This window comes from Streptomyces sp. NPDC048419 (genome assembly GCF_043200415.1).
Taxonomy (GTDB): domain Bacteria; phylum Actinomycetota; class Actinomycetes; order Streptomycetales; family Streptomycetaceae; genus Streptomyces.
Genome location: NZ_JBICXT010000018.1, coordinates 93,814 through 119,806, shown reverse-complemented (window position 1 = coordinate 119,806; position 25,993 = coordinate 93,814). Strand labels below are relative to the sequence as shown.

Annotated in this window: 24 protein-coding genes; 7 read left to right on the top strand and 17 right to left on the bottom strand. The window is 71.7% G+C overall.

Features of this window, described 5'->3' with window-relative positions; all coding sequences use genetic code 11:
• Positions 1–76: 76 nt before the first annotated feature.
• Positions 77–1,000 (bottom strand): AraC family transcriptional regulator, encoded by a 924-nt coding sequence (locus tag ACGFYN_RS32060; RefSeq protein WP_393869414.1) that lies wholly within the window; start codon positions 998–1,000, stop codon positions 77–79.
• 171 nt (positions 1,001–1,171) lie between these two features.
• Here ACGFYN_RS32060 and ACGFYN_RS32055 point away from each other — a divergent pair, with 171 nt between their 5' ends.
• Complete coding sequence (locus ACGFYN_RS32055; protein WP_393869413.1) at positions 1,172–2,161, top strand: zinc-dependent alcohol dehydrogenase family protein; 990 nt, start codon at positions 1,172–1,174, stop codon at positions 2,159–2,161.
• 104 nt (positions 2,162–2,265) lie between these two features.
• On the opposite strand, the gene ACGFYN_RS32050 is transcribed toward ACGFYN_RS32055, so the two are convergent.
• The 8 genes from ACGFYN_RS32050 to ACGFYN_RS32015 all read right to left on the bottom strand — a co-directional run bounded on the left by ACGFYN_RS32050 (position 2,266) and on the right by ACGFYN_RS32015 (position 10,331).
• Positions 2,266–3,657, bottom strand: a complete 1,392-nt coding sequence (locus tag ACGFYN_RS32050; protein WP_393869412.1) for an NADase-type glycan-binding domain-containing protein — start codon at positions 3,655–3,657, stop codon at positions 2,266–2,268.
• Positions 3,654–4,217: a phage tail protein gene (locus ACGFYN_RS32045; RefSeq protein ID WP_393869411.1), complete on the bottom strand. Its 564-nt coding sequence runs from the start codon at positions 4,215–4,217 to the stop codon at positions 3,654–3,656. Before ACGFYN_RS32045 ends, ACGFYN_RS32050 begins: the two co-directional genes overlap by 4 nt.
• Positions 4,214–6,187: a putative baseplate assembly protein gene (locus ACGFYN_RS32040; protein WP_393869410.1), complete on the bottom strand. Its 1,974-nt coding sequence runs from the start codon at positions 6,185–6,187 to the stop codon at positions 4,214–4,216. The genes ACGFYN_RS32045 and ACGFYN_RS32040 overlap by 4 nt, the downstream gene beginning before the upstream one ends.
• Entirely contained in the window at positions 6,187–6,639 is a 453-nt protein-coding gene (locus ACGFYN_RS32035; protein ID WP_393869409.1) for a GPW/gp25 family protein, read from the bottom strand. Before ACGFYN_RS32035 ends, ACGFYN_RS32040 begins: the two co-directional genes overlap by 1 nt.
• Before the next feature lie 67 nt (positions 6,640–6,706).
• Positions 6,707–8,614 (bottom strand): VgrG-related protein, encoded by a 1,908-nt coding sequence (locus tag ACGFYN_RS32030; RefSeq protein ID WP_393869408.1) that lies wholly within the window; start codon positions 8,612–8,614, stop codon positions 6,707–6,709.
• Positions 8,614–9,339 carry a LysM peptidoglycan-binding domain-containing protein gene (locus ACGFYN_RS32025; RefSeq protein ID WP_393869407.1) on the bottom strand — a complete coding sequence of 242 codons (726 nt, stop codon included), beginning with the start codon at positions 9,337–9,339 and terminating at the stop codon, positions 8,614–8,616. Before ACGFYN_RS32025 ends, ACGFYN_RS32030 begins: the two co-directional genes overlap by 1 nt.
• 14 nt (positions 9,340–9,353) lie before the next feature.
• Positions 9,354–9,776 (bottom strand): phage tail protein, encoded by a 423-nt coding sequence (locus ACGFYN_RS32020; protein ID WP_393869406.1) that lies wholly within the window; start codon positions 9,774–9,776, stop codon positions 9,354–9,356.
• Between the two features lie 51 nt (positions 9,777–9,827).
• Positions 9,828–10,331, bottom strand: a complete 504-nt coding sequence (locus tag ACGFYN_RS32015; protein ID WP_393869405.1) for an extensin — start codon at positions 10,329–10,331, stop codon at positions 9,828–9,830.
• 541 nt (positions 10,332–10,872) lie between these two features.
• Between ACGFYN_RS32015 and ACGFYN_RS32010 the strand changes: the two genes are divergently transcribed.
• Both ACGFYN_RS32010 and ACGFYN_RS32005 read left to right on the top strand, forming a co-directional pair.
• Positions 10,873–11,244, top strand: a complete 372-nt coding sequence (locus tag ACGFYN_RS32010) for a hypothetical protein (protein WP_393869404.1) — start codon at positions 10,873–10,875, stop codon at positions 11,242–11,244.
• A 264-nt stretch (positions 11,245–11,508) separates the two neighbouring features.
• Positions 11,509–11,739: a hypothetical protein gene (locus ACGFYN_RS32005; RefSeq protein WP_393869403.1), complete on the top strand. Its 231-nt coding sequence runs from the start codon at positions 11,509–11,511 to the stop codon at positions 11,737–11,739.
• 1,343 nt (positions 11,740–13,082) lie between these two features.
• Here ACGFYN_RS32005 and ACGFYN_RS32000 read toward each other — a convergent pair.
• The 4 genes from ACGFYN_RS32000 to ACGFYN_RS31985 are packed head-to-tail and all read right to left on the bottom strand — an operon-like array spanning position 13,083 to position 15,836.
• On the bottom strand, positions 13,083–13,244 hold the full coding sequence (locus tag ACGFYN_RS32000; protein ID WP_393869402.1) for a DUF6760 family protein: 162 nt from the start codon (positions 13,242–13,244) through the stop codon (positions 13,083–13,085).
• Positions 13,241–13,747, bottom strand: coding sequence for a hypothetical protein (locus tag ACGFYN_RS31995; protein WP_393869401.1), 507 nt, complete (start codon positions 13,745–13,747; stop codon positions 13,241–13,243). Before ACGFYN_RS31995 ends, ACGFYN_RS32000 begins: the two co-directional genes overlap by 4 nt.
• Positions 13,747–14,190, bottom strand: coding sequence for a phage tail protein (locus ACGFYN_RS31990; protein WP_016435634.1), 444 nt, complete (start codon positions 14,188–14,190; stop codon positions 13,747–13,749). Before ACGFYN_RS31990 ends, ACGFYN_RS31995 begins: the two co-directional genes overlap by 1 nt.
• Before the next feature lie 56 nt (positions 14,191–14,246).
• On the bottom strand, positions 14,247–15,836 hold the full coding sequence (locus ACGFYN_RS31985; protein ID WP_393869400.1) for a phage tail sheath subtilisin-like domain-containing protein: 1,590 nt from the start codon (positions 15,834–15,836) through the stop codon (positions 14,247–14,249).
• Positions 15,837–16,080: 244 nt separating this feature from the next.
• On the opposite strand from ACGFYN_RS31985, the gene ACGFYN_RS31980 reads away from it, so the two are divergent.
• Entirely contained in the window at positions 16,081–16,677 is a 597-nt protein-coding gene (locus ACGFYN_RS31980; RefSeq protein ID WP_393869399.1) for a DUF4157 domain-containing protein, read from the top strand.
• A gap of 48 nt (positions 16,678–16,725) precedes the next feature.
• Here the strand turns inward: ACGFYN_RS31980 and ACGFYN_RS31975 are convergent, their stop codons facing one another.
• A complete protein-coding gene (locus ACGFYN_RS31975; RefSeq protein WP_393869398.1) occupies positions 16,726–17,877 on the bottom strand; it encodes a hypothetical protein in 1,152 nt (383 codons plus the stop codon).
• 222 nt (positions 17,878–18,099) lie between these two features.
• Between ACGFYN_RS31975 and ACGFYN_RS31970 the strand changes: the two genes are divergently transcribed.
• The 3 genes from ACGFYN_RS31970 to ACGFYN_RS31960 are packed head-to-tail and all read left to right on the top strand — an operon-like array spanning position 18,100 to position 22,334.
• Positions 18,100–19,521 (top strand): hydrolase, encoded by a 1,422-nt coding sequence (locus tag ACGFYN_RS31970; RefSeq protein ID WP_393869397.1) that lies wholly within the window; start codon positions 18,100–18,102, stop codon positions 19,519–19,521.
• 4 nt (positions 19,522–19,525) lie between these two features.
• Positions 19,526–20,956: an RICIN domain-containing protein gene (locus ACGFYN_RS31965; protein ID WP_393869396.1), complete on the top strand. Its 1,431-nt coding sequence runs from the start codon at positions 19,526–19,528 to the stop codon at positions 20,954–20,956.
• A gap of 43 nt (positions 20,957–20,999) precedes the next feature.
• Complete coding sequence (locus tag ACGFYN_RS31960; protein ID WP_393869504.1) at positions 21,000–22,334, top strand: ricin-type beta-trefoil lectin domain protein; 1,335 nt, start codon at positions 21,000–21,002, stop codon at positions 22,332–22,334.
• A 17-nt stretch (positions 22,335–22,351) separates the two neighbouring features.
• Here ACGFYN_RS31960 and ACGFYN_RS31955 read toward each other — a convergent pair whose 3' ends face one another.
• The 3 genes from ACGFYN_RS31955 to ACGFYN_RS31945 all read right to left on the bottom strand — a co-directional run bounded on the left by ACGFYN_RS31955 (position 22,352) and on the right by ACGFYN_RS31945 (position 25,880).
• A complete protein-coding gene (locus ACGFYN_RS31955) occupies positions 22,352–24,379 on the bottom strand; it encodes an ATP-binding protein (protein ID WP_393869395.1) in 2,028 nt (675 codons plus the stop codon).
• Positions 24,376–25,059, bottom strand: a complete 684-nt coding sequence (locus ACGFYN_RS31950) for a DUF4255 domain-containing protein (protein ID WP_393869394.1) — start codon at positions 25,057–25,059, stop codon at positions 24,376–24,378. Before ACGFYN_RS31950 ends, ACGFYN_RS31955 begins: the two co-directional genes overlap by 4 nt.
• Positions 25,060–25,211: 152 nt before the next feature.
• On the bottom strand, positions 25,212–25,880 hold the full coding sequence (locus ACGFYN_RS31945; RefSeq protein WP_393869393.1) for a LuxR C-terminal-related transcriptional regulator: 669 nt from the start codon (positions 25,878–25,880) through the stop codon (positions 25,212–25,214).
• Positions 25,881–25,993 lie beyond the last annotated feature (113 nt).

Genomic DNA, 25,993 nt, shown 5'->3' with positions numbered 1-25,993 from the left:
GCCAGGAATTCACGTCACCCGTCAAGGCGGTTACACCTTGATGTGGGGGGTCTGCGTGTCGTCTTCCTCTGCGGTCTCAGCCTGCGGCATCGAGATCGGTCGAGCGCTGCGACCGGTATCGGCCCGGAGCGCTCCCGTACTCCCGCTTGAAGGCCTTGGCGAACGCGTACTCCGAGGTGTAGCCGGTGCGTTGGGCTATCACGCGGAGCGGCTGGTCCCCTTCGCGCAGCAGATGACCGGCCAGGGTCAGCCGCCACCAGGTCAGATAGCCGAGCGGTGGCTCGCCGACGAGGGCGGCGAACCGCTTGGCGAAGGCCGCCCGGGACAGGCCCGCCACCGATCCCAGCTCCTCCACCGTCCACGGGTGGGCCGGATCGCGGTGGATCGCGCTCAGAGCCCGTCCGATCGCCGGGTCGTGCAGGGCCGCGGCCCAGCCGGCCGTGGCTTGGGCGTGTTCGGCGTACCAGGCCCGCAGGATGTACAGAAGGGCGGTGTCGAGCAGCGCACCGGTGGCGGCGGCCGCGCCGGGCCGCGGCTGTGCCGTCTCGGTGCCGAGAAGGGCCAGTATCGCACCCAGCGACCGGTCCTGGGTGGGCAGCCGGATCACGCTGGGCAGACAGGTCAGCAGCGGGTGGGGGCGGGCCCGGTGCAGACGGTAGGCGCCGCAGAGCGTCAGCGTTCCGGGCGTTCCGTCGTCGGGTGTGTCCGGGCCGGGCGGCCAGGAGCCGTCTGGGTGCTGGACGACGTCGACCAGCGGGGTGCCGGGGTCGTCCGCCAGTCCGTGGGTGGTGCCGTGCACGAAGGCGAGGTCACCGGCGGTGAGACGGATCGGCGCACTGCCGTCCTCGGGCAGCATCCAGCAGTTCCCCTCGAGCACCGCGTGGAACCCGACGCCGGCCGTGGCCGCGAAACGCACGCCCCATGCTCCGTGTCGCCGCTTGCGGGAGGCGTGCGGCCGCCCGGCGCGCATCGCGGTGATCGCATCGCTGAGTACGTCCATGCCGGCGAGCGTAGCCAGGAAGACGCACGCACATGATTGCAGGACGCTGCGGCATGGGCCCCCAGACGTGATCTCCCTACGGTGAATCCACGGCGGAGGCACCGCATCCGATGCCCCGCGGACGACAGCTGACCACTGTCAACTGCCCATGACAGAAAGCGATGTACAGGGATGATTGCCCAGCAGGTGGTGTTCGACGAGGTCGGCGGCCCCGAGGTGCTCCGGATCGAGAAGGCGGAACTCGGCGAGCCGGGCCCGGGCGAGGTACTGGTGCGCGTGGACGCGCTCGGTCTCAACCGGGCCGAGGCGCTGTTTCGTTCGGGCGGCTACTACTACCAGCCGACCCTGCCGGGATCCCGGCTCGGCTACGAGGCAGCCGGGGAGGTGATGACGGTCGGGGAAGGGGTGACCGGTTTCTCCGTGGGCGACGCGGTGCTGACGACAAGCTCGGGCGGGATGAGCACCAGCGGCGTGTACGGCGACCACATTCGCCTGCCGGCCGACGCTCTGCTCCGCCGCCCCGGAGGGGCCGACGCGGTGAACGCTGCCGCCCTCTGGCTCTCGTACAGCACCGCCTACGGCGCGCTCGTGGAGAAGGGCGGGCTGCGGCCGGGCGACACCGTGCTGATCACCGCCGCCTCCAGCAGTGTGGGCGTGGCGGCGATCCAGATCGCCCGGCACATCGGCGCCATCCCGGTGGCCGTCACCCGCAGTGCCGCCAAGCGCGAGCGCCTGGCGCAGCTCGGCGCCGCACATGTCATCGCACTCGACGAGGGCGGGCTGCTCGAGCAGGTCGACGGGTTCACCGGTGGGCGAGGAGCCGAGATCGTCTTCGATCCGGTCTCCGGCCCCGGACTGGCTGAGGTTGCGCGGGCCGTCGCACCCGGCGGACTGCTCATCGTCTACGGCTGGCTGGACCCGCGGCCGGCACCGCTGCCGCTCAACTGGCCCCTCCGCATCCTTGGTTACGGCAATCTCCAAGTCACCGGCGACCCGGAGACCCGGCGCCGGGTCTGGCACTTTCTTGACGCCGGCCTACGGGCGGGCACCCTGGCGCCAGTGATCGACCGCGCCTTCGACCTGGAGGACATCGTCGAGGCCCACCGCCATATGGAGTCCAACAGCCAGACCGGCAAGATCGTGGTCACGGTCCGTCATTAGGGCGGTCTCGTTCGCTCGACCCGGTTGCGAGGCGCTCGTACGGCCAACGCCGGGACCGTGGTTCCGACCCCGGCCGTGGCCGCTTCCTGCTGAATCCCTCTCCCTCAGGCCGAGTTCGCGCTCGACGGACCGAAGAACTCGATCTCCGCGATCGCCACCTGCTTCTTCGACGACGTGCCGCTGGCCGACTCGATCGTGAAGCGGACCGAGCTGACCGTGCCGACGCGGAAGGGGATGCGCTGGCCGCCGGCGCCCGGGTCGAGGGTGACCTCGCGCTTGGTGGTCTTGCCGTTGGAGAGGGTGATGAGGGCCTGGAGGCGGTGCGGGCGGGCCGACTGGGTGATCTGGTCGGGGCGGGTGGAGACGCCCGGCGTGATGATCAGGTCCAGCAGGCGCGTCGGAACGTCGAACTTGGCCTGCAGCCACTGCCCTTCGCCGGTCTCCGAGACGCCCGGGCCCCACCACGTGTTGTTGAGCTTGTCGCCCGCCAGGTCCGGCTTGTGGCCCGGGTACGAGCGCGACGCGCTCCAACTGTCCGGCTCCACCGCGGCCCGCTTGGAGAAGTGGTCCTTCGTCGCCTGGACGCCCTTGGGGATGTTGAAGCCGAGGACGATCAGCAGGGTCAGGACGATCGCCGCGCCCAGCCAGGTCAGTACGCGGTCGAAGGTGCGGCGCAGGCGCGGGCGGTCGCCCGCCCAGGGCGTTTCACGGCTGCCGGCGCCGAACAGCCGCCGCCACCACGGCAGTCGGCCCGGCGTCTGCGCCTCGCCCGCCATCGGCATCGCACAACGGGTGCAGTAGTGGCGGTCGGGGCGGTTGCGGGTGGAGCACCAGGGGCAGGGGGTACCGCCGTCGGCGCCGAGTTCCTCGCCCGGGGCACGGACCGTCTGCGGGCGCTGGGGAGCCGGGCGGCCGGGCAGGACCGGCGCCACGGACGGCTCCGCCGCCGGACGCGGCTCCGGATCGGCCACCGGTACGAGCAGCTGCCGGGCACGGTCCGTCATGCCCTCGGGGGCGGCAGCCGTACGTGCCTCGGGCGGTTCAGGGGCTGCGGGGTGCGCGGGGTGTCCCGGGTCCGCCGGTGCCGGAGAAGCCGTCGGCAACGGGGTCGTCGCCGCTACGGCCGGGACGGGTTCCGTGGGGGCCGTGTCGTCCGTCGGGGCGGCGGTGGGGTGGGCGGCGTTGGGATGCGCGTCCTGGGGCTGCTGGGGTGCGGCCGGAGTCGCGGGCTCGGCGCGCGGCACCGGGGCGGGAAGCGTGGCGTCGGCTGCCGCCGTTGCCGTACGCCCGCCCGTCGGACCCGATGCGGATGATGCGGATACGGCCGGCGTGGCCGCCACCGAGGCCTCCTCCGGGCCGCTCGCGGAAGCCCCGCCGCCGGCGGACGCGGCCGCCGCCCGGTCCGTCCAGCTCAGCACCGCCCCGCAGGCGTCGCAGAACGACTGGCCCGGTTCCGCGCGGGTGCCGCAGTCGGCGCAGTTGTGGGTGGTCGTCATGAGGACGGGGTCCTTTCGGCGGGGGCGGCGGTCAGTTCGACCGTGTAGGGCATGTGGGCGGGACGGGCGGTCGCCACGAGGGTGTCCAGGCGGTGGTGGTCCGCCGGCGTCGGGTTCGGCAGGCGCAGGTGTACGTGCAGGTGGGGGCGCTTGGCGCCGGGGACCGGACCCAGGGGGCGGGCACTCCAGTCCGCCGCACCGCTCTCCTTGATCTCCGGTTCCACGCCGAAGGTCAGGCGTACCGCCTCCGACAGGCCGCGCCTGGTGCCCCGGATGCGGTGCAGGTACGCCGCGGCGGCCACCGCGGCCCGCAGAAGTGGTTCCGGTTCGCTGCCGTCCGTCTCGGCGCCCACCCAACTGCCCAGCCAGTGGGCGAAGTCGACCGGGGTCAGGGACGGGCGGAAGTACGTGTCCAGGCAGTCGAGCACGTTGTGGATCGGCGCGACCACCTCGTCCAGACCGGCGACGAAGCGCTGGGCCAGGTCGTCGTCCGCGAACACCGCCGGCAGCATCAGGGCGATCGGCGCGGAGGACTCCAGGCCGTCGATGGAGCCCCTCATCCGCGGGCCCCCTCGCCGTCCCCGATCACCCGTACACGGTGGTCGAAGGAGAACACCAGCGACGGCGCCGACAGGTCGATACGGTCGGTCGCCTCACCGCGCTTGCCGGTCAGCGGGTCGGCCGGGTGCAGGACCACCTCGTCGACCAGCTCGACTCCCGGCACCCGCTGGAGCACCGCGAACACCTCGCCCGACTGGACCGGGCGGCCGAACGGCCAGCCCTTCCCGTTCGCCCCGCCCGTCAGCGGGTCGAGGTGCCGGTACAGGGCGTCGTGCGCGTCACGCCGCACCTTGTCCGTGTCCACCCCGCGGAAGGCGTGCACCGTCGCCACGACCGTCACACCCTGGTAGAAGGGCGGTCCGACCGCCAACCGCGTGCCGATCAGGCGCCGTTCGTCCAAATGGCGCGTGATGCGCTCCAACAACGCGTCCCCGGGCACCAGTTGCTCGAAGCGCAGGCGCCCGCCCGGGTCCGCGACCGCCTGTGGCACCACCAACACCCGTACGGCATACGCCCCGTGCTCGCTCTCCTCGCCCTCCAGGCAGGTGATGCGGGCGGTCTCGGGCGCGGCGCGGCGGGCCAGCTCCTCGTAGTCCCGCAGGGTCACCGCACGCTCCTGGGCGCGCAGGGTGATCGGGGCGCGGACCTTCGCCTCCTGGACCGTCTCGCCGTCCACGCCGCCGCGTGCGGCCTCGCGGTTGGCGACCTCGGAGACGTACGGGATGGAGGTGCGCAGGATCTGGACCGCGCCACGCGCCACGTTGCCGGCCCGGCCGCCGCCCGTGCGGTAGCGGCGGGCGCGGATCGGGGAGCCCTTGGGGGCGACCATGCCGTACTGGCGCAGGGCGCCGTCGGACTCCCGTACCGCCGGGCCGAAGGCGATCTCGCCGGACGTGGCGTCGACGGTGATGTGCCGGTCGTGGGGGCCCGAGGCCGCGAAGTGCGGGACGACCTGCCAGTCCTCCCAGCCGTCGTGCTCGGCGGTCTGCAGCAGCACCGGCGGGTCGTCGCCGACCACGGGCGCGTGCGTGAGGCGAAGTCGCTGTCCGGGCAGGCCCGTCGACTCGCCGAGCGCCTCGTCGTAGACCGCCTCGGCGTGGACGACGGCCGTGGTGCCGCCCATGGTGAAGGCCTCGGCGGCGCGGATGGTCGGCGAGGTGGTGTAGAAGGGCTGGTTGGGCAGCGGGTCGGTGACCCGGCAGCGCAACCAGCCCGCCTCCTGGCCGGAGTTGCGGGACAGGACATGGCCGCCGGGGATGTGCAGGATCACCTCGCCCGGCCGGTTGAGGCCGCCGGTGCCGTCCCGGTCGACCTCGCAGGTCTGCCAGCCGTCCGCCGTCCACGCCTCCCACACCAGCGGTGGCTGGCGCGGGTCCACGCCGACGCCGTCGACCCGGCTGTCCAGGTCGAGGGCGACCGCGCAGTGCGGCACCGCGTTGGTCAGGCCGATCAGCATGCAGTCACCGGGGTCAGGCGACTCCGAGAAGCACAGGATGTCCTTGTCGTCCTCGGTGAGGTCCGGCGTCCGGTCGGCCGCCGGCTCGCCCTTGTGCTGCACCAGCAGATGACTCAACTCGCACGGCACGACGCTCAGTTCGCGCTCGGTGGCGAAGACGACCGCCTCCTCGCTCTCGGTGCGCATGGTGGCCACCTCCGTGCCCACCGGCACCGCGATCGCCTCCTCCTGGGGCGCCGAGAGCCAGAACGTCACGTCGGTGCGGGCCGCCGACGGCGGGAACAGCGTGATGCCGACCAGGTCCAGGAAGGCCAAGTGGTTCTTCTCCGGCACCCGGTTGAGCCGGTACACGATCTGGTCGGCCATGTGGGCCACCGTCTCCACCAGGGTCACGCCGGGGTCGGAGACGTTGTGGTCGGTCCACTCCGGGGCGCGCTGCTGGATGTAGCGCTTGGCGTCGTCCACGAACTGCTGGAAACGGCGGTCGTCGAGGTTGGGGGAGGGCAGGGCCATCAGCGGTCGCTTTCAGGAGCCGAACCGGCGGTGCCGGCCGCACCGGGGCTGTCCGGCTCGTCGTGGGACGGAATGACGTAGAACGGGAAGACGAGGCTGCGCGGGTTGTTGGTGCCGCGGATCGAGTAGCGGACGTCGATGAACAGCACGCTCTGGTCGCCGCCGGCGGTCACCTCGACCTCCTCGACCTCGATGCGCGGTTCCCAGCGGTCCAGGCTCACCAGCACCTCGTGCTGGATACGGCCCGCGGTCTGCTCGTTGACCGGCGCGAAGACCAGGTCGTGGATCGCGCAGCCGAAGTCGGGCCGCATCGGCCGCTCGCCCGGCGCGGTCGACAGGACGAGCCGGATGGCCTCCTCGACCTCCCGCTCCCCGCTGACCAGAGCGATCCCGCCGGTCGGCCCGATACGGAGGGGGAACGACCAGCCGGACCCGACGAACTGCTCGGCCATCAGAACCTCACCTGCACTGGGCGGACTTGGACGCGAAGACGACGACGGACACGGACACGGGAACGGCTCACGGGATCACCATCGGCACGGGGATCGTGGTGACGCCGAAGACGGGTGAGGCGACCAGCGTGGTGGGCGCCTTGATCGTCGTGTTGGCGGCCGAGTTGATCTGCACGGTGCCCGCGCCCGTCAGGCTCGCGGCGCCGACGGCGCTCAGGTTCAGTGCGCCCAGCGCGTTGAGCCCGATCTCGCCCGCGGCCCGCACGTTGACCATGCCGCCGCCCTGGATGCTCAGCGGGCCGCCGCTCTTGATGGTCAGGGCTCGCCGCGCGGTCAGCGTGAGATCGGTGCCGGCCTCCACCGACACCGAGCGGCTGCCCTTGATGGTGACCGAGCCCTTGCTGTCGATGACGATCTCGGTCTTCGTCCGGTCCAGGTTGATGGTCAGCTGCTTGTCGCCGGAGATCAGCCGCACACCCTGCTTGCGGCCGCCGGTCTTCTGGCTGAGCAGGTCCATGCGGTTGCCGTCCCGGTCGGAGACGGTGTGCCGGCTCGCCTTCTTGCGCACGGTGTCGTGCAACGGCACATCGCTCACCACGGTCGGCTTGTCGCGGCCGTTGTAGAGCCCGCCGATCACGAACGGATGGTCCAGAGCGCCCCGGTCGAAGGCGACCAGCACCTCGTCGTTGACGTCGAGCGGGAAGATCCCGCCGCCGCCCAGACCGCCAAGCTGCACGGTACGGGTCCAGTCGCTGACGTACGTGTCGTCGAGCCACGGGAACTGCAGCCTGACCCGCCCCTGCTTGAGCGGGTCGTTGACGTCGGTGACCAGCGCGTTGGCCACACTGGGCAGCCGGGGCGCGGTGTCCGCGCCGCCCGAGGCCAGCCCGTACAGCGAACGCCACTGCCGCCCGCTGACCGTCACCCACGACTCGTAGTGCTTGCCGTCACCGAAGACATGCCGCACGGAGGTGACGGTGTACTTGCCCTCGAACGGCACCCCGACGTCCGCCAGCGCCACCGGAACTCCCGGGCGCAGCTTGGGATTTCCGCGCGCGATGACCTCCAGCTCGGCGAACGAGCCGGTCACGTCGTCGGCGAGGGCGTCCGCTGCGAACTTCACCTCGGTCTGCTTATCGTAGGGCGTGCCCGTCTCGACGAGCTTGGCCGAGGTGAACTTCCCGGCCGCCGCACCCGGTGAAGTACCGATGGTGATACCGGGGTTGGACGTCGCCGTCGCCAGCGAGGTCAGCTTCTTCTTCGTCGTCACGTCCCAGCCACGGGACTCGACCTTGCCCACCTGGTCGGCGGCCGTGACCGCGGCCCGCAGCCGCAGGATGTCGTGCCCGGCCTGGAGCACGAAGGGACTCTTCTCACCGTCCGTGCTCGGCGACGGCGCACCGGAGGCCGACTTGGGCTTCACGAACTGGAACTTGCCGTCCGCGTCCACCGACATGACCATCTCGTTCTCGTCGGCGAGCCGCGCGAGGAAGTCCCAATCGGTCACGTTGGACTGGGAGATGAACTCGTACACCGTCTTCGTCGACTCGATCTTCCCGATCGGCACACCGTCCTTGGCGGCCAGCTTGCGGGCGATGTCCGAGGCGCTCTGGTTGCGGTAGGCGGCCACCCGGCGCTGACGCAGCAGGCGGTGGCCGAGGTCGTAGCCGCGGATGACGGTGTAGCTGCCGGTGCCGTCGTAGTCGGCCTCAAGGCCGGTGACCTCACCGGTCAGCAGCGGATCACCGGCCCCCTCGCCGTCGGCGACCGGCGAGAACACCACCTTGGTGCCGAAGGTGATGTTCAGCTTGCCCAGTAGCAGCCGGTACGGGTCGCGGAAGGTGAGCCGGAACGCGGCCGGCACGCCGACGCCCTGGTCGACGTAGCTCTCCACCAGGTCGGGCGCGAACTCGGGCGGCAGCTTGGCACCGCCGATCTTCAGATCGACGACGTTGGAGAAGGCGGACTGCACCATCAGGTACGCACCTCCTCGGCGGCCGGCAGCACGAGCTCGGTACCGGTCGTCAACTGCCCGGGGTTGTCGATGCCGTTGACCTCGGCGATGGAACGCCAGGCGGCGGCGTTCCCGTACTCCCGCCACGCCAGCGACTGCAGCGAGTCACCCGCCACGACCCGGTGCACGCGCTGCGCGGTCAGCGCACCCGAAGTCGGGTTCTGCCCCTTGGTCTTGCTCGGGATCTCGTGCAGCTGGAGCCGGCAGGTGGCGCGGATGGGCACACCCGTCGTCGAGAACAGCGTGTAACTCGCCTCCACGGCACTGACGTACGCCGTGAAACGCGCCGTCGAGAACGACCCCCACTGGAAGACCACCCACGGCGGCGACGGCTGCTTCGCGGCGATGCTCCTGGTCGTCACCTCGCAGCAGGCGAGCAGCGACTCGACCTTCTTCAGCACGGTGTTGCTCGTCGGCTCGTCGGAGGAGTCGAGGAAGATCTCCACGCCCATCTCACGTGGCTCGGCACCCATGAACTCCGGGAGCGGGCCGTCCCGTTCGATCTGCGCCGACGTCACCTTCCACTGGGCGCGCCGGGTCAGCGACAGCTGCGCAGGGTTGAAGTCGAAGCTGAACGTCTTGATGATGCCGCCGGGGGTGCGGCTCTTGCCCTTCGGCGGTTCATGGATCGAGAGTGCGGCTCGTACCAGGCTCTTGCCCGCACCGCCCCTGCTGCCCTTGGCCATCTTCGTCCTCCCCCTCAGTCCGTGAACCCGTGATGGGTGATCTCCAGCACCTCGGTCGCCACGGCGGGACTCGCCGGATCGAGGGACGGGCCGGACCAGCTCACCGGCAGCACGTCGATGAGGCCCCAGCGCGCGACCTCCGAACCGTCCGCGCGCAGCGCCGAGATCTGGGCCGTGGGCCGCTTGATGCCCGTCTGTACGGACGAGATCCACTTCGCGACCTTGGAGGTGTCCGGAGTCAGCGGCCGGGTCAGCCGGATGTTCGAGAACGTCACACGGGTCGGCAGCTGCCACACGAACCCGTTGTTGCCGCCCTCCTGCCGCTGCTCGACCTCCACCTGCGACGACAGCCCTTCACATCCGTTGAAGTAGCCGAGGCTCTCGCCGTCGATGCTGAGGGAGAACCAGATGGTGGAGCCCGGGTCCTGGCGGGACATCGCGGCCTTTCTGTCGTTCAGTGAGGTTCGGGTTCGGCTTCGGGTGGTGGGTCAGTGGCGGGGGTCGCGGAGCTTGCCGATCCGCTCGCGGTCCATACGGAGTTCGGTGCGGATCAGGCGGGTGATCCGGCCGATGATCCGGTGCACCAGCTCGTCGAGCTGGAAGTCGGTCAGCTCACGCGGGTCGAAGGCGCCCGGCGGGACCGCGGTGTACTCCGGCGGGGGCGCCGACGCCGCATGGGCGGGCGGTGGCTCGTACGGCGGCGGGTTCCCGGAGGAGGGGGTGTACGGGGGCGGGGCCTCGGCGCGGGGCGGCGCGGCCGGCGTCGGCGGCGAGACGCGGTTGGTGAGTGCGGTGCCGATCGTGGCCGCGGCGGCTGCGGCGAGGGCGCCGGTGGCGCTGTGTGCCGGGGGCTTGGCCGGTGCCTTGGACTTGGACTTGCCGAAGCGGCCGAGGCGTTGGACAGGGGGCGGTGGGGTGGTGGGGGCCGCGCCGGGGAGGGAGGGGGTGGCTGAGGTTGATCCCGGGAGTGGGGGAGGGGTCAGGGCAGCCACGGGGAGGGGGGAGCCAGCGGTGCTGGCGGTCGTCGCGGTCGTGGGTGCGGGGGGCGCCGGGGTGTGCAGGGGCGTGGCGGCGGCCAGGCGCTGAACCGGCGCGGTGGAGAGGGGAGTTGCGGGTGCGGTGCCCGGCGGGTTGGCCGTCGTGGGGAAGTCCGACGCCGTGGCGGGACCGGGAGTGGAGGTCGGTGCGTCCGCGTGCGTGGGCAGTTGCGCCGGAGGGTGATGCGCTACGGCGGTGTGGGGCGCGGACGGCGCCGCCGGGACGGGCGAGCCGATGAGGGGCGTGGCGTCGGCGGGGACCGCGTCGACCGGGGCGCCGAGAGGGGAGCGGCGCGCAACGGAGGCGGCGGACCGGGCGCGCTGGACGGCGGGGGCAGCGGACGGCCGGGTGGACGGGGTGCCCAGGCCGGAGGGTCGTGCTGCTGCGGTCGGGACGGCAGAGGTGTGCTGAACGGGGAGGGGTGAAGCCGTTCGTTGGACGGCGGGGGTGGCTGTCGGCGCCGGGGTGGGGTGGTCGACCGGGAGCGCTTTTGCGGTGGGGGCTGAGGTGCGCTGGACGGCGGGGGTGGCTGTCGGCGGTGGCGTGGATGACGCAGGGCCGACCGCCGCGGTCGCGGTGGATGACGCGGGCTGGTCAGTGGGCAGTGCCGGTGCCGAAGGGGCCGTGGTGCGCTGGACTGCGGGGTCGGCTGCCAATGGCGCGGTCGACGACGCGGGGTGGTCGGCGGTGCGCGGCTCTGACGAGGGGGTCGCGGTGCGCCGGACTGCTGGGTTGACCGCCGTGGCCGGGGTGGATGACGCGGGCTGGTCCGTGGGCAGTGCCGGTGCCGAAGGGGGCGTGGTGCGCTGGACAGCCGGGTTGGCTGCCGATGGCGGGGTCGACGACGCCGGGTGGCCGGTGGTGTGAGCCGGTGCAGAGGAGGTTGTCGCGCGCTGGACGGCGGGGTGGGCCGCCGATGTCGGGGTCGACGACGTGGGCTCGGCGGCGCGGGGAGCCCGTTCGACGGGGGCAGCGGTCCGCTGGACTGCGGGGGTGGCTACCGGCGGTGGCGTGGACGACGCGGGGAGCGCCGGGGCGGAGGAGGCTGCTGCGCGCCGGGCCGGGGTCGAAGCGGCTGACGCGGGGGCGTCGGCAGGGAACGCCGGTACGGACCGGGCCGCCGTGCGTTGGATGGCAGGGTTCGCTGCCGACGCCGAGGTGGATGACGCGCCGTCGTCGGCAGGGAGCGCCGGTGCCGCCTCGGACGCGGTGCGCTGGACGGCCGGAGGCGTCGAGGCAGACCGTGCCGTCGGCTGGCCGGCAGCGGGGTTGGAGCCGCCCGGCGCGGGCTGCGCACCTGCGGTGCGCTCGGAGGGCGAACCAGGTTGCGGTGAAGTCGCGCTCGGCGTGACGACCGGCTGAGGCTGCGGGTCGCTTGACCTAGTGCCCCGGCCTGCCGAACTCCGCTGTACAGCACGGGCGTTCGGCGCGATCGGCGGGCTCGCGGAGGTGCCAGAAGGTGCGGGCGTCGAGGCGATCGGTGCGCCGAGGCCGGGGCGCCGCTTCGAACCGGTCGCCGCGGTTCGCCGGACCGGCGGTGTCGCAGAGGGCGAAGTCGACGCCGGACGGGGGGCGCTTGCCCGCTGCGGAGCAATCGGCTGAGCGGAGTCGGCCGAGGCAGTGCTCGGAGCGGGACCGTCCGCAGACGTAGACGCCGCTCGCGAGGACGCGGACTGCCGCTGGACATGCACAGGCGCGGTGCTCTCGGATGCGGCGGCGCCGGGGGAGGGCATCGGGGCGGTGCCCGAAGGTGCTGTACCGCTCGGCGCGACCTGTCTCGCCGGTACGGCCGCGCTCGAGGGCACGGTCGCCTGCGCTGAAGGTGAGGCCTTGGCCGCACCGGCACTCTGCTGCGCGGACGTCGTACGACCGCCCGCTCGAACTCCGCCATCATCAGCGTCAGTTGATGGCAAGGCAGGTGACGCCGCCGCCGTCGTCCCGCCCGCCGCCGCCGAAATCCGCGGAGCGACCGGCAGTGTCCGCCGCTGAACCGCCGTAGGACCAGTCCGCGCCCTGGTCAGGGAAGCTCCCGGTCGAGGCGACGGCGAGCCGGCCGGAACAGGTGTCACCCTGACCCCGGCAGCGGGCGCCACCGTCACCGCGGGAGCCTCTACCGGCGCCGCGACAGCCGGAGCCGGAGCCGGCGCCGAGCTGACCGCCCGCTGCACCGAAGGCGCGCTCGCGCGGGGTGCTGGAGCAGCAGTCGGAGCCGGAGCCGGCGCACCGGACGCAACCGGCATTCCCGCTGCCGGACCACTCCGCACCACCGGAACGACACCCCCCGCCCCGGCCTCCCGGGGCGGCAGCATCCGCAACGGAGCCGCCGGCGCACGCTGCACCACCGGCTCGGGGCCCGCCAACGGCAAGGCGCCGGAGGGGCGTTCGAGGCCGGACACGGGGCGGGCCGTCCCGCGACCCACCGCATCCCCGAGCAGCGCACTCGACTGCCCGTCCAGGACCGCGTGGGAGGCCGTCCCCATGAACGACGGGTTCTGCCATGTGGGCAGGCGTCCGCCGAACCCGGAGTCCGCGACCCCGCCCCGCCCGGCACCCAGCGTCCGCTGGATCGGCGGCAGCGCGGGCCAGGAGGCCGCGACGACCGGACGTGCCGTTTCCGGCGCCACCGACTCGCCCTTCTCCGCCGTGACCGACGAAGCCGCGGCAGCACTGTCCCGCCCCCGCAGCCGATCCAGAAACCCCACCGCTCAGCCCTCCGTTCCGGCTGCCCGCGTCACCAGGGACGCGATCTCCTGCGTGAACCGCCGGCGGTCGGGGTGTTCCAGGTCGAGGATCTCGTCCATGCTCCAGTGGAAGTGGTAGGCGACGTACGCGATCTCCTCGTGCAGCCGGTCGGTCGCGTACGTCACGATTCCCCCAGGCGGCTCCCGCCGAGTTCCACCTCGAACGGCTCGGCGCAGTGCGGGCACTGCACGGCCGCGCGGGTGTGTCCCTCCGCGTTGATCTGGCGGTAGAAGTCCTGCAGGAACGCCAGGTCGGAGGCGAACATGTTCTCCACGATCCCGTCGTGCACCATCGGGAGCGTGCCCAGCCGGGAGATGACCCGGCCCAGCAGCACGACCGACAGGTACGCCGGGTTCTCCTGCACACGCACGTCCCGCAGCGGGACCAGCTCGTCCCGCGCCGTCGACAGGCGCATCACGCCGTCCCGGTGGACGGTGCCCGACTCGTCGACGTAGCCGCGCGGCAGCTGGAAGGGGAACTCCGTGCGCAGGGACTGCTGTTGCCGGCCCGGGGCGGGAGCCGCCGGGGCCGGTGTCGTCTCCGGCCCCGGCAGCTCGGCCTCGGACTCCGGCGCGTCCGCGCCGGAGTACGTCGCGGCGGCGCCGGCCCTGGCAGCCGTACGCCGCATTACTCGATGACCAGTTCTTCGAACGTGATGGTCACGGTCTCGGTCAGCGCGGCCGCCTCGCCCGCTTTCACCGTGCTCGCGTCGATCTTGCTGCACCAGGCGTTGCGCAGGTGGTAGCGCTTCACCGGGTTGTTCTGGAAGTCCATCATGATGATCGACGCGTTCTTGCGGGCCGTCGTCATCTGGCCGGTGATGGACTGGTTGATCCACTGCGTGAACGACGCCGACTGCGTCATACCGCGGACCACGGTGCAGGTGCCGTTCTTCTTCACGCCCGGCAGATTCTTGACCACGTTCTGGCCGTTCGGGCTGTTCTGCTGGTACGTGATGACGTCCTGCTCGATGCTCAGGCCGCTTACCTCGGCGAGGTACTCGACCATCACGCCGTCGATCTGCAGGCCGAAATTATGTGAGGTGAGGGCGTCACCCGGCTGGAGACTCATGCGTTCGCTGTCCTTCTAAGCGTGTTGAAAACGACGTCGGGGGCGAGCCGGGCGGCCTACTCCTCCAACTCCCCGTTGCCGCTGGAGAACTGGGCCAGCCGGAAGATCACGAACTCGGCGGGCTTGACCGGCGCGATGCCGATCTCGCAGACGACGCGGCCGACGTCCACCGACTCCGGCGGGTTGGTCTCCTCGTCGCACTTGACGTAGAACGCCTCCTCGGGCCGCTGCCCGAACAGGGCGCCGTTGCGCCACTCGTTGACCAGGAACGCCGAGATGTTGCGCCGGATCCGGGCCCACAGGGCGTGGTCGTTCGGCTCGAACACCACCCACTGGGTGCCGATCAGGATCGACTCCTCCAGGTAGTTGAAGTACCGGCGGATGTTCAGGTAGCGCCAGGCCGGGTCCGAGGCCAGCGTCCGCGCGCCCCACACCCTGATGCCCCGGCCGGGGAAGGCGCGGATGCAGTTGACGCCGATCGGGTTGAGCAGGTCCTGCTCACCGCGGGTGATCTGGGTCTCCAGGTCGACCGCGCCGCGTACGACCTCGTTGGCGGGCGCCTTGTGCACGCCGCGCTCGGAGTCGTTGCGGGCCCAGACGCCGGCCACGTGACCGCTCGGCGGGATCAGCCGCGTCTGGCCGGCGGCCGGGTCGAAGCTCTTGATCCACGGGTAGTACAGGGCTGCGTACTTGGAGTCGTAGCCGGCCGTCTCCTGCCGCCACACCCGAATCTGACGGGCATTCAGGCTCGGCGGCGGGTCGATGATCGCGACGCGGTCGCCCATCAGCTCGCAGTGCGCGATCAGACCGAGCTGGACCGCCTTGACGGACTCCAGGTCGATCGCGCCGCGCTGATAGGCGGCCATCAGGTCGGGCACCGAGACCATGGAGATCTCGTCGACGGCCTCCAGGCCGCCGAAGCCGGTGCGGTCGGCGGAGTCTCCGAGGTACTGGGCGGGACCGGGGTGCGAGCCGCCAACGGCCTTGTCCGGTACGGCGGGTGCGGGCGCCGGAGCGACCACGGCCACCGTCTGGTTGTCGGGGCGGACCAGCTGCGCGGCCGGCGCGGCCTCGGTCACGGTGATGAGCTTCGAGCGCTCCTTCACCTGCGTGACGACGTAGTTGCGGCCGCCCTTCTTGGCGGTCACGTCGAACGTCTCGACGGCCTTGTCGCCGTCCTTGACGATCAGCTTGAACCGCTCGGCGGGGCCCTCGCCCTCCGGGTCGGCGACCTCGACGCTCAGCGCGCCGTTGCCGCCGGAGGCGATGGACGCCACCTTGAACGTGCCCAGCTGCGTGGGCTCGGCGGCGGGCAGTTCGCGCTTGGCGGCGGAGCCGGTCACGGCGGCGGGCGCGGAAGCGCCGGCGGCGGCGTCCTCGGCGGAACCGCCCACACGCACGACGTACGCCGCGCTGCCACCGTTCTGGAAGAAGCCGTAGACGGACGGCGCGAGGTAGTACCCGTCGGTGAACTCACCGAAGCTCGCCACGTACTGGGTCCAGTTGGTCACCAGCGTCGGCTCGTTCAGCGGACCGGTCGGGGCGAGGCCCACGAAGGCCGCGACCGACGTGCCCACACCCTCGATGGGGCGCGAGCCGCTGGCCACCTCCTCGACGTAGACGCCGGGCGACAGGTAGGACGGCATGCTCTGCTCTCCTCGGGGTACGAGACAGGAACACCCACCAGGCTCTCGCGCGCGCAACGCCGGGAAAACGGCCTGCGGTGCCGGAGTGGGGGCAACCTCTCTGCCCGCAAGGGCAGTTCGCCACGCCCCGGGGTTCACGGGGCCACCGACGGTGCCCGCGGGACTGCCCTTGAGGCCCTTTCCCTGCCGCGCCCGGCACGCTATTTGGTGGAACCAGACGTCCTGCCGGCGACCGGGAAGGCCCATGCGCGCACACGAAGAGAACCACTCGTCCGCCGACCGCAAAGCCGCCCCCACACGTACCGCCGCACCCGTGCCACCGCTCCTCGCCCTGCAGCGGAGCGCGGGCAACGCGGCCGTGACCCGGGCGGTCCAGGAGGCACGCCACGAGCACGGGCCCGACTGCGGCCACCAGGCGCCGGAGGGTGGTCAGGAGACGGCCGGGCAGCCGGCCGTGCAGCGCCGCGCGTCGGTCTACGACGCGATCAGTTCGCCCGGCAGCCCGCTGGCGCCGCACATCCAGTCCAAGGCGGAGCAGGCCTACGGCATGAGCTTCGGCCACGTGCGGGTGCACTCCGGACCGGTCGCCCAGCGCTCGGCGCTGGAGTACGGTGCCCGCGCCTACACCACCGGCTCCGACATCGTCGTGGGCGACCAGGGCGTGGACGACGAGACGTTGTTCCACGAGATCGACCACGTCCATCAGCAGAGCAGCGGGCCCGTGTCCGGTGCCGACGACGGTTCGGGCGCGCGGGTCTCCGACCCCGGTGACCGCTTCGAGCTCAGGGCCGCCGCCAACGGCCGCCGGATGGCCCAGGGCCAGGCCCCCGACCTGGCCTGATCCCTGGGCTGTCCGGCGGCCGGCGGCGGCAGCCGGTGGGTCCGGAACCTACTCGTCGTCCGAGCCGAAGCTCAACAGGTTCTTGTTCGGCTTCTTTTTCTTCTTCGCCGGCTTCGTCACAAGGGGCTCGGGAGCCTCGTCCGGCCGTGTCGGCGACTGCGACGCGGGCCGCCGCCTGCTCGCCGTCGCGGGCTGGGGCGCGGCCTCCTCGGGCTCTTCCTGGAGGTGCTCGAAATAGTGCCGGAGGTGGTCGGGGACGTTCCGGCCGAGCAGCGCGTCGAATTCCTGCGGGTTGGCCTCCCGGCGGCCGTACCTGAACTCGCTCTCCATGAGCTGCCTGCGGGCATCGAGGTCCATGGTCCTGATGGCGTCCTCGACGCCGTACACCTGGGTGATCGCGCCCGACGCGACCGTCCCCTTGATGAGGACCTCCTGGTCGGTGGTCGCCATGGAGCCGATCTCCGGCCGCTCGGTGAGGTTCGTCTGACCGTGGATGACGGGGTTGCCGAGGTTCACCAGCCGGGCCCCGGAGCCGAGTTTGGACACGTCGATCTCGATCACGGGAGCCCAGTTCTTCACCAGGCGCGGCTTCTGGGCGTAGTCCAGGTTTTCGGCGGGTCCCTCTTTGAAGTTGTACTTGGAGTAGTTGACGGCCCGGCCCTGGCTCGGGGTGAACGAGATGTACTGCGTGCCGTAGTTGTCCCCCGCCACATGGTGGGCCACGGTGAACGTCGCGCCCGAGTCGACGGGTTCGATGTCCTTGCCCTCGGGCCACTGCCTGAGGGTCTGGTAGATCCTCGTCACCTCCTGGCGCGTCGAGATCCCCTCGCCCAGGTTCCCGTCGGCACCGGCGACGATCTCCGACTTGTCCTCGCGGCGCTTGGCCTGCGACTCGATGCGGACCGCCCGGTACAGCTTCGCCGGTCCGCCGGAGGCGAGGTACTCGGCGACGCTCTGCTCGTACGGAGCGTGCTGCGTCGCCGGCTCCTGGGCGGTCAGCATCCGCTGGACCATCAGCGAGGCGGCCGTGTTCCCCGCCGCGGTCTGCATCGTGGCCATGGACCCCGGGCTCAGAGCCCCCTTGGACCGGGGGTCGAGCGCCGCCGGGACGGGACCGGGCGGCGGTGTGACGCGAGGCGTCTTCACCTGGGCGCCACCGGCCCGGTGCTCCGTGGCTCTTGTGCCGTCCTGGGTGTGCATGCAACCTCTTCCTGGGCGGGAACGCGGTAGGGCTACTCCTCGATACCCGGGACGGACCGCCTTCGCCAGGTACGGGAGGTCAGCAACTGCGGCCGAACGGGCAGACGTTGCTGCACGGTCCGTGTGGAGCTCTCCGACGCCCGCCGTGCGGTGGCCCGGAGGGCAACGAGCTGTGCACGGAAGACTCCTGACCTCGCGGCGGAGAATCCGTAGCGTCGACGCGTGAGCCTGTGGACTTCCCTGGAACCCGCCTCCGCGACCGTGGACCCGGGTGGCAGCACCCGTGTCCGACTGCGGTTGCGCAATACCGGCGACATCGTGGACGAGTACCGTTTCGAACCCGTGGGGCCCATCGCCCCCTGGACGACGGTCGAACCACAGACCCTGCGGCTGTATCCGGGGACGACCGGGACGGTGGAGCTGACCTTCTCACCGCCGCGCACCCCTGACGCCGCCGCCGGTCCCAACCCCTACGCGGTGCGGATCACACCCACCGAGCATCCCGAGGCGACGACCGTCCCCGAGGGGAATCTGACGATCACCCCCTTCACGGAGGTGCGGGCCGAACTCGTCCCGCCCACCGTCAAGGGCCGCTTCCGCGGACGCCCCCGCCTGGCCGTCGACAACATCGGCAACACCAAGCTCACCGCGTCGATCAGCGGCAACGACACCGGCGACCAGCTGGCGTACGAGATCTTCCCGAGCAACGTGCAGATCGAGCCGGGCCGCGCCGCCTTCGTGAAGACGACGCTCAAGCCGCGCCGCATCATCTGGTTCGGGCCCAAGGAGCAGCGCCCGTACACGCTGAACATCCTGCGCTCCGGCGTCAACCCGCTTCCGGTAGAAGGCACTTACGTCCAGCGCGGCTTCCTGCCCCGCTGGCTGGCCACCTTCTTCGGCATCTTCATCGGCCTGGCGATCACCTTCGTGATGCTGTGGATCGCCTACAAGCCCGGAGTGAACAGCGGCGCCACCGAGAAGACCGCCGAGGCCGGTGCCACGCTCGCGCCCAGCCCTTCGGCGAGCGCGTCACCGGCGCTGCCGCCGGCCCCGGCGCCGACCACCACACCGTCGCCCGCCGCCGGCGACGGCGGCGCGGGCGGGTCCGGAGGCGGAGGCGGCGGGGGCGACTCCTCGGCCTCCGCCAAGCCCAAGGCGGACACCGCGGCGACCGCCGTGAACCGCCTGGCCGCCAGCGACCCCGGCGGCCGGCACGTCTGCTACCGCGCCTTCGTCCAGGACGAGGGCTGGCAGAAGCCGGTGTGCGACGGCACCGTCGGCGGCACGGTCGGACAGGCCAGGGCGATCAAGGCCCTCAACGTGGCGGTCTACGGCGTCCAGGGCTCCGCCGGCAGCGCCATGGTGCACGACGACCAGTCGACCAACGGCCAGGGCAGGTGGCTGCCGAGCTGGACCGCCATCAAGGCGGACGGCAAGGACAACTACATCGGCAGCACGAAGAGGGACGCCCCCTTCCTGGTGACCTTCGTCTGGAACGTCGGCTCGGGCCAGGCCTGCAACGTGGTCAAGGTCCGCGACCAGGACTGGCGCGACCAGTCCTGCAACAACGCCCGCCCCGACCTCAACACCGCCGGGGCCTTCGACAACTCGCGCTGGATCGAAGCCATCAAGCTGACGGTGTGACCGCATGACTCTCTGGACCTCTCTCGAACCCGCCTCCGCGACGGTGGATCCGGGTGGCAGCACCCGCGTCCGGCTGCGGTTGCGCAACACCGGTGACGTGGTGGACGAGTACCGCTTCGAGCCGGTCGGGCCGATCGCGCCGTGGACCACCGTGGAGCCGCAGACGCTGCGGCTGTATCCGGGGACCACGGGGACGGTGGAGCTGACCTTCTCGCCGCCGCGCACTCCCGACGCGGCGGCCGGTCCGAATCCGTACGCGATCCGCATCACGCCCACCGAGCATCCGGAAGCCACGACCGTCCCCGAGGGCAACCTCACCATCACCCCCTTCACGGAGGTGCGCGCCGAACTCGTGCCGCCCACCGTCAAGGGCCGGTTCCGTGGGCGACCGCGGCTCGCGGTCGACAACATCGGCAACACCAGGCTCACCGCGTCGGTCGGCGGCAACGACACCGGCGACCAGCTCTCGTACGAGATCCACCCGAGCAATGTGCAGATCGAGCCGGGCAGGGCGGCGTTCGTGAAGACGACGCTCAAGCCGCGCCGGATCATCTGGTTCGGCGGCAAGGAGCAGCGCCCGTACACGCTGAACGTCGTGCGCTCGGGCGCCAACCCCCTGCCCGTGGAGGGCACTTACGTCCAACGTGGGTTCCTGCCCCGCTGGCTGGCCACCTTCTTCGGCGTCGTGACGGCTCTCGCGATCACCTTCGTGATGCTGTGGATCGCCTACAAGCCGGCCGTGAACTCGGGCGCCACCGAGAAGCCCGTCGAGGCGGGCAACACACTCGCGCCCACCCCGACACCCACCCCGGTGCTCTCCTCCGCCCCGGCCCCCTCCCCGACTCCCACAGCGGATGACGGCGGTGGCGACAGCGGCGACGGCGGATCGGGAAGCAGCGGCGGTGGGGGCGGCGCCCCGTCCCAGCCCAAGAAGAAAAGGCCCAAGCCGGTCGTGCCCGCGACCAACGTCCTGCTGCGCAACACCACCACCAAGAAGTGCGCGGACATCCCCGGCTACGACGAGGGCAAGTCCGACGGCCCGGTACGCGAGTACACCTGCGACGGCACCAGCAACGACAACCAGCTGTGGAACCTCGAGGTGAAGTACCCCAAGGGCGGCCCCGGCAGCCGTCCGCTGTTCCAGATCCGCAATGTGAAGGACCAGCTCTGCATGGATCTGCCCAACTACGGGTCTGAGCCGGTCCGTTCGCCGATCACCGAGTACCCGTGCAACGGCACGACCGCCGACAACCAGCTCTGGTGGATCGAGAAGCAGGACAGCGGCGCCTACTGGATCCGCAACTTCGCCAGCGACAACAAGTGCCTGGACGTCGCCGGTTACAGCACCGGCGGCAACGACACCGACCTCACCTTGTTCGACTGCTCCACCACCGACGACCAGGAGTGGCTCGTCGTGCACCCCTCGGAAGGCTGACGTGACCGGTCTGTGGACCTCCCTGGAACCCGCCTCCGCGACGGTGGATCCGGGTGGCAGTACTCGCGTGCGGCTGCGGTTGCGCAACACCGGTGACGTGGTGGACGAGTACCGCTTCGAGCCGGTCGGGCCCATCGCCCCCTGGACGACGGTGCAGCCGCACACGCTGCGGCTGTATCCCGGCACCACCGGGACGGTGGACCTGACCTTCTCGCCGCCGCGCACTCCCGACGCGGCGGCCGGTCCGAATCCGTACGCGATCCGCATCACGCCCACGGAGCATCCGGAAGCGACGACGGTCCCCGAGGGGAATCTGACGATCACCCCCTTCACGGAGGTGCGGGCCGAACTCGTGCCGCCCACCGTCAAGGGCCGGTTCCGTGGGCGACCGCGCCTGGCCGTCGACAACATCGGCAACACCAAGCTCACCGCGTCGATCGGCGGCAACGACACCGGCGACCAGCTCTCGTACGAGATCTCCCCGAGCAACGTCCAGATCGAACCGGGCCGCGCCGCGTTCGTGAAGACGACGCTCAAGCCGCGCCGCATCATCTGGTTCGGCGGCAAGGAGCAGCACCCCTACGCGTTGAACGTGATCCGCTCCGGAGCCAACCCCACGGCAGTGGAAGGGACTTACATTCAGCGCGGCTTCCTGCCCCGCTGGCTGGCCACCTTCTTCGGCGTCGTGACGGCTCTCGCGATCACGTTCGTGATGCTGTGGATCGCCTACAAGCCGGCCGTGAACTCGGGCGCCACCGAGAAGCCCGTCGAGGCGGGCAACACACTCGCGCCCACCCCGACACCCACCCCGGCCCTGACATCCGCCGCACCGGAACCGTCCACACCGGTGCCGAGTGGCGACGACCAGGACGGCACGTCCGGCGGTTCGGGCGGCGGTTCGGGGTCCTCGTCCTCCGGCGGGGGCGGGGAGAAGAGCGGCGGTGGCTCGAAGCCCACCCCGAAGAAGTCCGCCGCGCCCGCGCCGGGCCGGCTCATCATCGGGCAGGCGTCGGACCGCTGCATCGACGTCACCGACGCCCAGAACGGTGTCGGCAAGGACGGCAAGCAGCTCCAGATCTGGGACTGCGCGAGCTCGGCCAACCAGAAGTGGGACTTCCGAGGTGACGGCACCGTGCGCTCGCTCGGCATGTGCATGGACGTGGCCTGGGGCTCCAAGGACGACGGGGCGCACATCCAGCTGGCCCGGTGCAGCGGCAACCCCGCCCAGCAGTTCGTGCTCAGCCAGCAGGGCGACCTGGTGAACCCGCAGGCCGACAAGTGCGTGGACGTCGTGGACGACAAGACCGGCAACGGCGCCAAACTCCAGCTGTGGACCTGCGCCGGCACCCCCAACCAGAAGTGGCGGGTCGAGGGCTAGAGGCGGCAGCCCCGGAGTTACCAGGCACCCTCGCCCGGCACCAGCCGCCCCGCCTTGCGGTACTCGCGGCGGGCGCCCTCCAACAGGTCCGCGCCGGTGACGAGGTCGTCCCGTCCGGCGGCGAGATACGCGGCGGTCACCACGGCGCTGCGGATCGAGCCGCCGGCGAGCTCGAAGTCGGCTGCCACCGACCCGAGTTGGACGTCCTGCCCGCACGGAACGTGGGACAGGCTGTGCCGCCACAGCGCCAGCCGCTGCTCACGGTCCGGGAACGGGAAGTCCACCACCAGGTCCAGGCGCCGGGTGAACGCCTCGTCGATGTTGGCGCGCAGGTTGGTGGTGAGCAGCGCGATCCCGTCGAAGGACTCCAGCCGCTGGAGCAGATAGGCGCTCTCCATGTTGGCGTACCGGTCGTGCGAGTCCTTCACCTCGGAGCGCTTGCCGAAGACGGCGTCGGCCTCGTCGAAGAGAAGCACGGCGTCGGTACGGTCGGCCTCGGTGAAGATGCGCTCGAGGTTCTTCTCGGTCTCGCCGACGTACTTGTCGACCACCGAGGACAGCTGAACGACATACAGATCCAGGCCCAGTTCGGCGGCCACGACCTCCGCGGACAGGGTCTTTCCCGTACCCGACTCGCCTGCGAACAGGCCGAGCACGCCTCTGCCGCGCCCGCCGCCCGCGCTGAGCCGCCAGTCGCCGAGCACGCGGTCGCGGTGGCGGGCGCGCAGGGCGAGTTCGTGCAGCTGGGTGAGGGGGCGATCGGGCAGGACCAGGTCGGTCCAGTCGACGGCCGGGCGGATCCGGCGGGCGTGCTGTTCGAGGCCCGACGCGGACTGCTGACGGGCGGCGAGGCGCAGATGGGCGGGGGAGAGCGGGGTGCCGTCGAACCGGGCCAGGCTCCGGGCCGCGTGTGCGGCGCGGGCTACACGGTCGCCGGGCAGGTGGTAGGGGGCGACGGTGGCGGCCAGGTCGAAGCCCGGCTCCTCGCCGAGCGCCGCAGACCAGGCGCGCAGCGCACCCGTGTGCTGCGGGGGCACGTCCAGCGCGAGGGGGTCCTCGTCGCACCACTGGGGGTCGTACGGGCGGGGGCCGGCGATCAGCACGCGTACGTCCGTCGCGGCCGACAATTCCCGTATCAGCGACGCCGGTTGCTCGGGCAGGCCGGTCACCACGACGACCAGGCCGCCCAGCCTGGCCTCCCGCAGCAGGTCGGGCACGCGGCCCTCGGGGCCGGAATAGCGCACCGACGGGACACCCGCGAGGTCCAGCGCCGCGGCCGCGCAGGCGACCCCGTCGCCCTCGCGACGCTCACGCAGGTAGGCGGTGAGCGGTGGATGGGCGGTCAGGCGGGCGGCCAGCCGCTGAACCAAGCTGCCGAACTCGTCGTCCGTGGACGGCTCTTGGGTGTCGTACGACTGCGGCGGCGCCGTCAGCGGGTGCAGGTGCCCGGCGAGCGTGGCATCGGGGGTGTCGTCGCCGAGCAGATGGGCCACGAGCCGGTCCGGGACCCGCAACGAGCGGCTGAGGAAGGGGCGTTCGGGCTCCTCCACGGTCAGCAGCCCGAGCCTGGACAGCGACGCCGTGGGGTGGAGCCGGGCCCGGGCGCCCGGTGAGTGGAGCGGGGCGCCGAGCAGGTCGAGGGCGAGCGAGACGGTGGCCCGGCGGCGGCTGACGTCGTCGTTGAGGTAGCCGTACAGCGGCTCGAAGGCGCGGTCCAGGTCCGGAGCCACGGCGATGAGCAGCAGCGCGGCGTCCAGCTCGGTCAGCCCGAGGCGCCCGGACAACTCGGCCAGCCGGTCCTGCGGTTGGCCGTCGAGGGTGGGGGGAGCGGGGCGCACCGGTTCCGCCGGGCGCAGCAGGTGCCGTACCGCCTCCTCGGAGAGGTACAGCCCGCGCAGCGGATCACCGGCCGTCGGATCGTCGGCGGACCGCTGCTCCACGAGCAGGGCGACGCGCTCCCGCAGGGCGTGCAGCCGGGCGACGAGGGCGGTGGCGGGGTCGGAGTCCGTCGTGTCGTACGGCGTCGCCGGGGTCTGCGTGGTCACGTGAGCGGTTCCGTCCCGCGCTCGCGGCGGGTGATGCGACGGGCGTTCCTGGCGGCGGCCACCTGCGCGGGGCGGTGGGCGCGTTCCTCGCTGACCGGTCCGCTTTCGTCCATGGTGCGGACGCGGACCGCGGCGCCCTCGGTGACCGGCGGGCCGGCGTCGTACTCGGGGTAGGCCGGGAACGGCGCGGTGATCACCAGGTCGAGGGACGGCTTGAGTTCACCGCCGAGGGCGGACCAGATCTCCGCCGTGGAACGGGCCTCCGTCTGGATGCCGGCCACCGACACGGGCACCGTCAGGCCCAAACCGCCCAGTGCGCCGGGCAGTTCCGAGGGTGCCAGCAGCTCGCGCGGGATCAGGGTGGCCAGTACGGCGGACAGCAGGCGGTGTTCGTCCTGGGGCTGCTTCGTCCACGCCGTCAGCAGGTACGACAGCCGGAACCAGCGCGGCGGCTGGCGCCGCTTGACCACCACGTCGCGCTCGTCGTGCACCGGGACATGCCCGCGCTGACGGCGGTTGATGTCCTCGCGGATGTCGTACAAGTAGGCGTTGATGGTGGGGGAGTTGCGCCGGGCGGCCCAGTCGCGGGTCGGGGCGTCGAAGGCGACGTCGATGCCGGAGCCCGCCAGCGCACCGCCGACGAGCAGGCCTTTGAGGACCTCGTCCACCTCGTGGATCACCGTGTTGCTCCCGCCCCGCGGTGCCGGTCACCGCACGAAACCTGCCGCCGTACTCGATCCTGCCTGCGCCCGTGCCGTCCGCGCAGACACGCAGGGGACGGCCAAAGGGCGAACTCGCCTGCCCGAGGGGGCGGCGCGAGCTGCCCTTTCGATCAGATGTAGCCTTCCCGAAGGGCATACGCGACCGCGTGCGCCCGGTTGCGAAGGTGCAGTCGGGTGGTCAGCCCGTGGATCACATTCTTGACCGTGCGTTCGGAGTAGGACAGCTTGCCGGCGATCTCTCCGGTGTCGAGGCCCTCGGCGACCAGACGCAGCACATCCACCTCGCGCGGGGTCAGCCCCGAGGACGGCACACCGCCCCGTCCCGCCGTGCCCCGGTGCAGCGCACCCACCTGGCTGATCAGCCGGCCCAGCAGGTCGGCGGGCAGATCCCCGTCGCCGCGCGCGGCCGCGAGCACGGCCTGCACCAGTCGGGTCGCGGTCGCCTCGTGCCGCCACACGATGGCGCCCACCCCGCACTCGATCACTTCGAGCAGTTCGCTCTCCCTGAGCGAGCTCACCACCAGCGCCGCCCGCGCCCCCTCGCTGCGCACCAGACGGCGCAGGCGGGTCAGGGCGGCCTCGTCCAGTACGTCCTCGACGAGCAGCGCGACCGTGCCCGGGCCCGAGGCGCTCTCCTCCCGGAGCTCGACCTCCGGGTACCGGCGCAGCTGGCCGATCGCGCCCTCGCGCAGGATCGGGTCCACTGCGTGCACCGCCACGGGTATCCGGTCCGGCGCCTCGGCCGTCCCGGACCGTCCGGACCGCGATGAGCTGAGCAAGCGTTTCCCCCATGTCCACGTGCCGGCCACCTCGGTGGGGTCGGCGGCCAGCGTGCACTCGTCACACTCGCGTGGCGGGTGGGGCGGTTTCAATCGTGGAGCACCACGAGCAG

Excerpts from the sequence above, each read along its gene's own strand:
- ACGFYN_RS31975 (WP_393869398.1), bottom strand. The coding sequence starts at position 17,877 with ATGCACACCCAGGACGGCACAAGAGCCACGGAGCACCGGGCCGGTGGC.
- ACGFYN_RS32050 (WP_393869412.1), bottom strand. The coding sequence starts at position 3,657 with ATGACGACCACCCACAACTGCGCCGACTGCGGCACCCGCGCGGAACCG.
- ACGFYN_RS31980 (WP_393869399.1), top strand. The coding sequence starts at position 16,081 with ATGCGCGCACACGAAGAGAACCACTCGTCCGCCGACCGCAAAGCCGCC.
- ACGFYN_RS32005 (WP_393869403.1), top strand. The coding sequence starts at position 11,509 with ATGGCAGGGTTCGCTGCCGACGCCGAGGTGGATGACGCGCCGTCGTCG.
- ACGFYN_RS31995 (WP_393869401.1), bottom strand. The coding sequence starts at position 13,747 with ATGCGGCGTACGGCTGCCAGGGCCGGCGCCGCCGCGACGTACTCCGGC.
- ACGFYN_RS32060 (WP_393869414.1), bottom strand. The coding sequence starts at position 1,000 with ATGGACGTACTCAGCGATGCGATCACCGCGATGCGCGCCGGGCGGCCG.
- ACGFYN_RS32020 (WP_393869406.1), bottom strand. The coding sequence starts at position 9,776 with ATGTCCCGCCAGGACCCGGGCTCCACCATCTGGTTCTCCCTCAGCATC.
- ACGFYN_RS32035 (WP_393869409.1), bottom strand. The coding sequence starts at position 6,639 with ATGGCCGAGCAGTTCGTCGGGTCCGGCTGGTCGTTCCCCCTCCGTATC.
- ACGFYN_RS31985 (WP_393869400.1), bottom strand. The coding sequence starts at position 15,836 with ATGCCGTCCTACCTGTCGCCCGGCGTCTACGTCGAGGAGGTGGCCAGC.
- ACGFYN_RS32025 (WP_393869407.1), bottom strand. The coding sequence starts at position 9,339 with ATGGCCAAGGGCAGCAGGGGCGGTGCGGGCAAGAGCCTGGTACGAGCC.
- ACGFYN_RS31990 (WP_016435634.1), bottom strand. The coding sequence starts at position 14,190 with ATGAGTCTCCAGCCGGGTGACGCCCTCACCTCACATAATTTCGGCCTG.
- ACGFYN_RS32055 (WP_393869413.1), top strand. The coding sequence starts at position 1,172 with ATGATTGCCCAGCAGGTGGTGTTCGACGAGGTCGGCGGCCCCGAGGTG.
- ACGFYN_RS32040 (WP_393869410.1), bottom strand. The coding sequence starts at position 6,187 with ATGGCCCTGCCCTCCCCCAACCTCGACGACCGCCGTTTCCAGCAGTTC.
- ACGFYN_RS31965 (WP_393869396.1), top strand. The coding sequence starts at position 19,526 with ATGACTCTCTGGACCTCTCTCGAACCCGCCTCCGCGACGGTGGATCCG.
- ACGFYN_RS32045 (WP_393869411.1), bottom strand. The coding sequence starts at position 4,217 with ATGAGGGGCTCCATCGACGGCCTGGAGTCCTCCGCGCCGATCGCCCTG.
- ACGFYN_RS32030 (WP_393869408.1), bottom strand. The coding sequence starts at position 8,614 with ATGGTGCAGTCCGCCTTCTCCAACGTCGTCGATCTGAAGATCGGCGGT.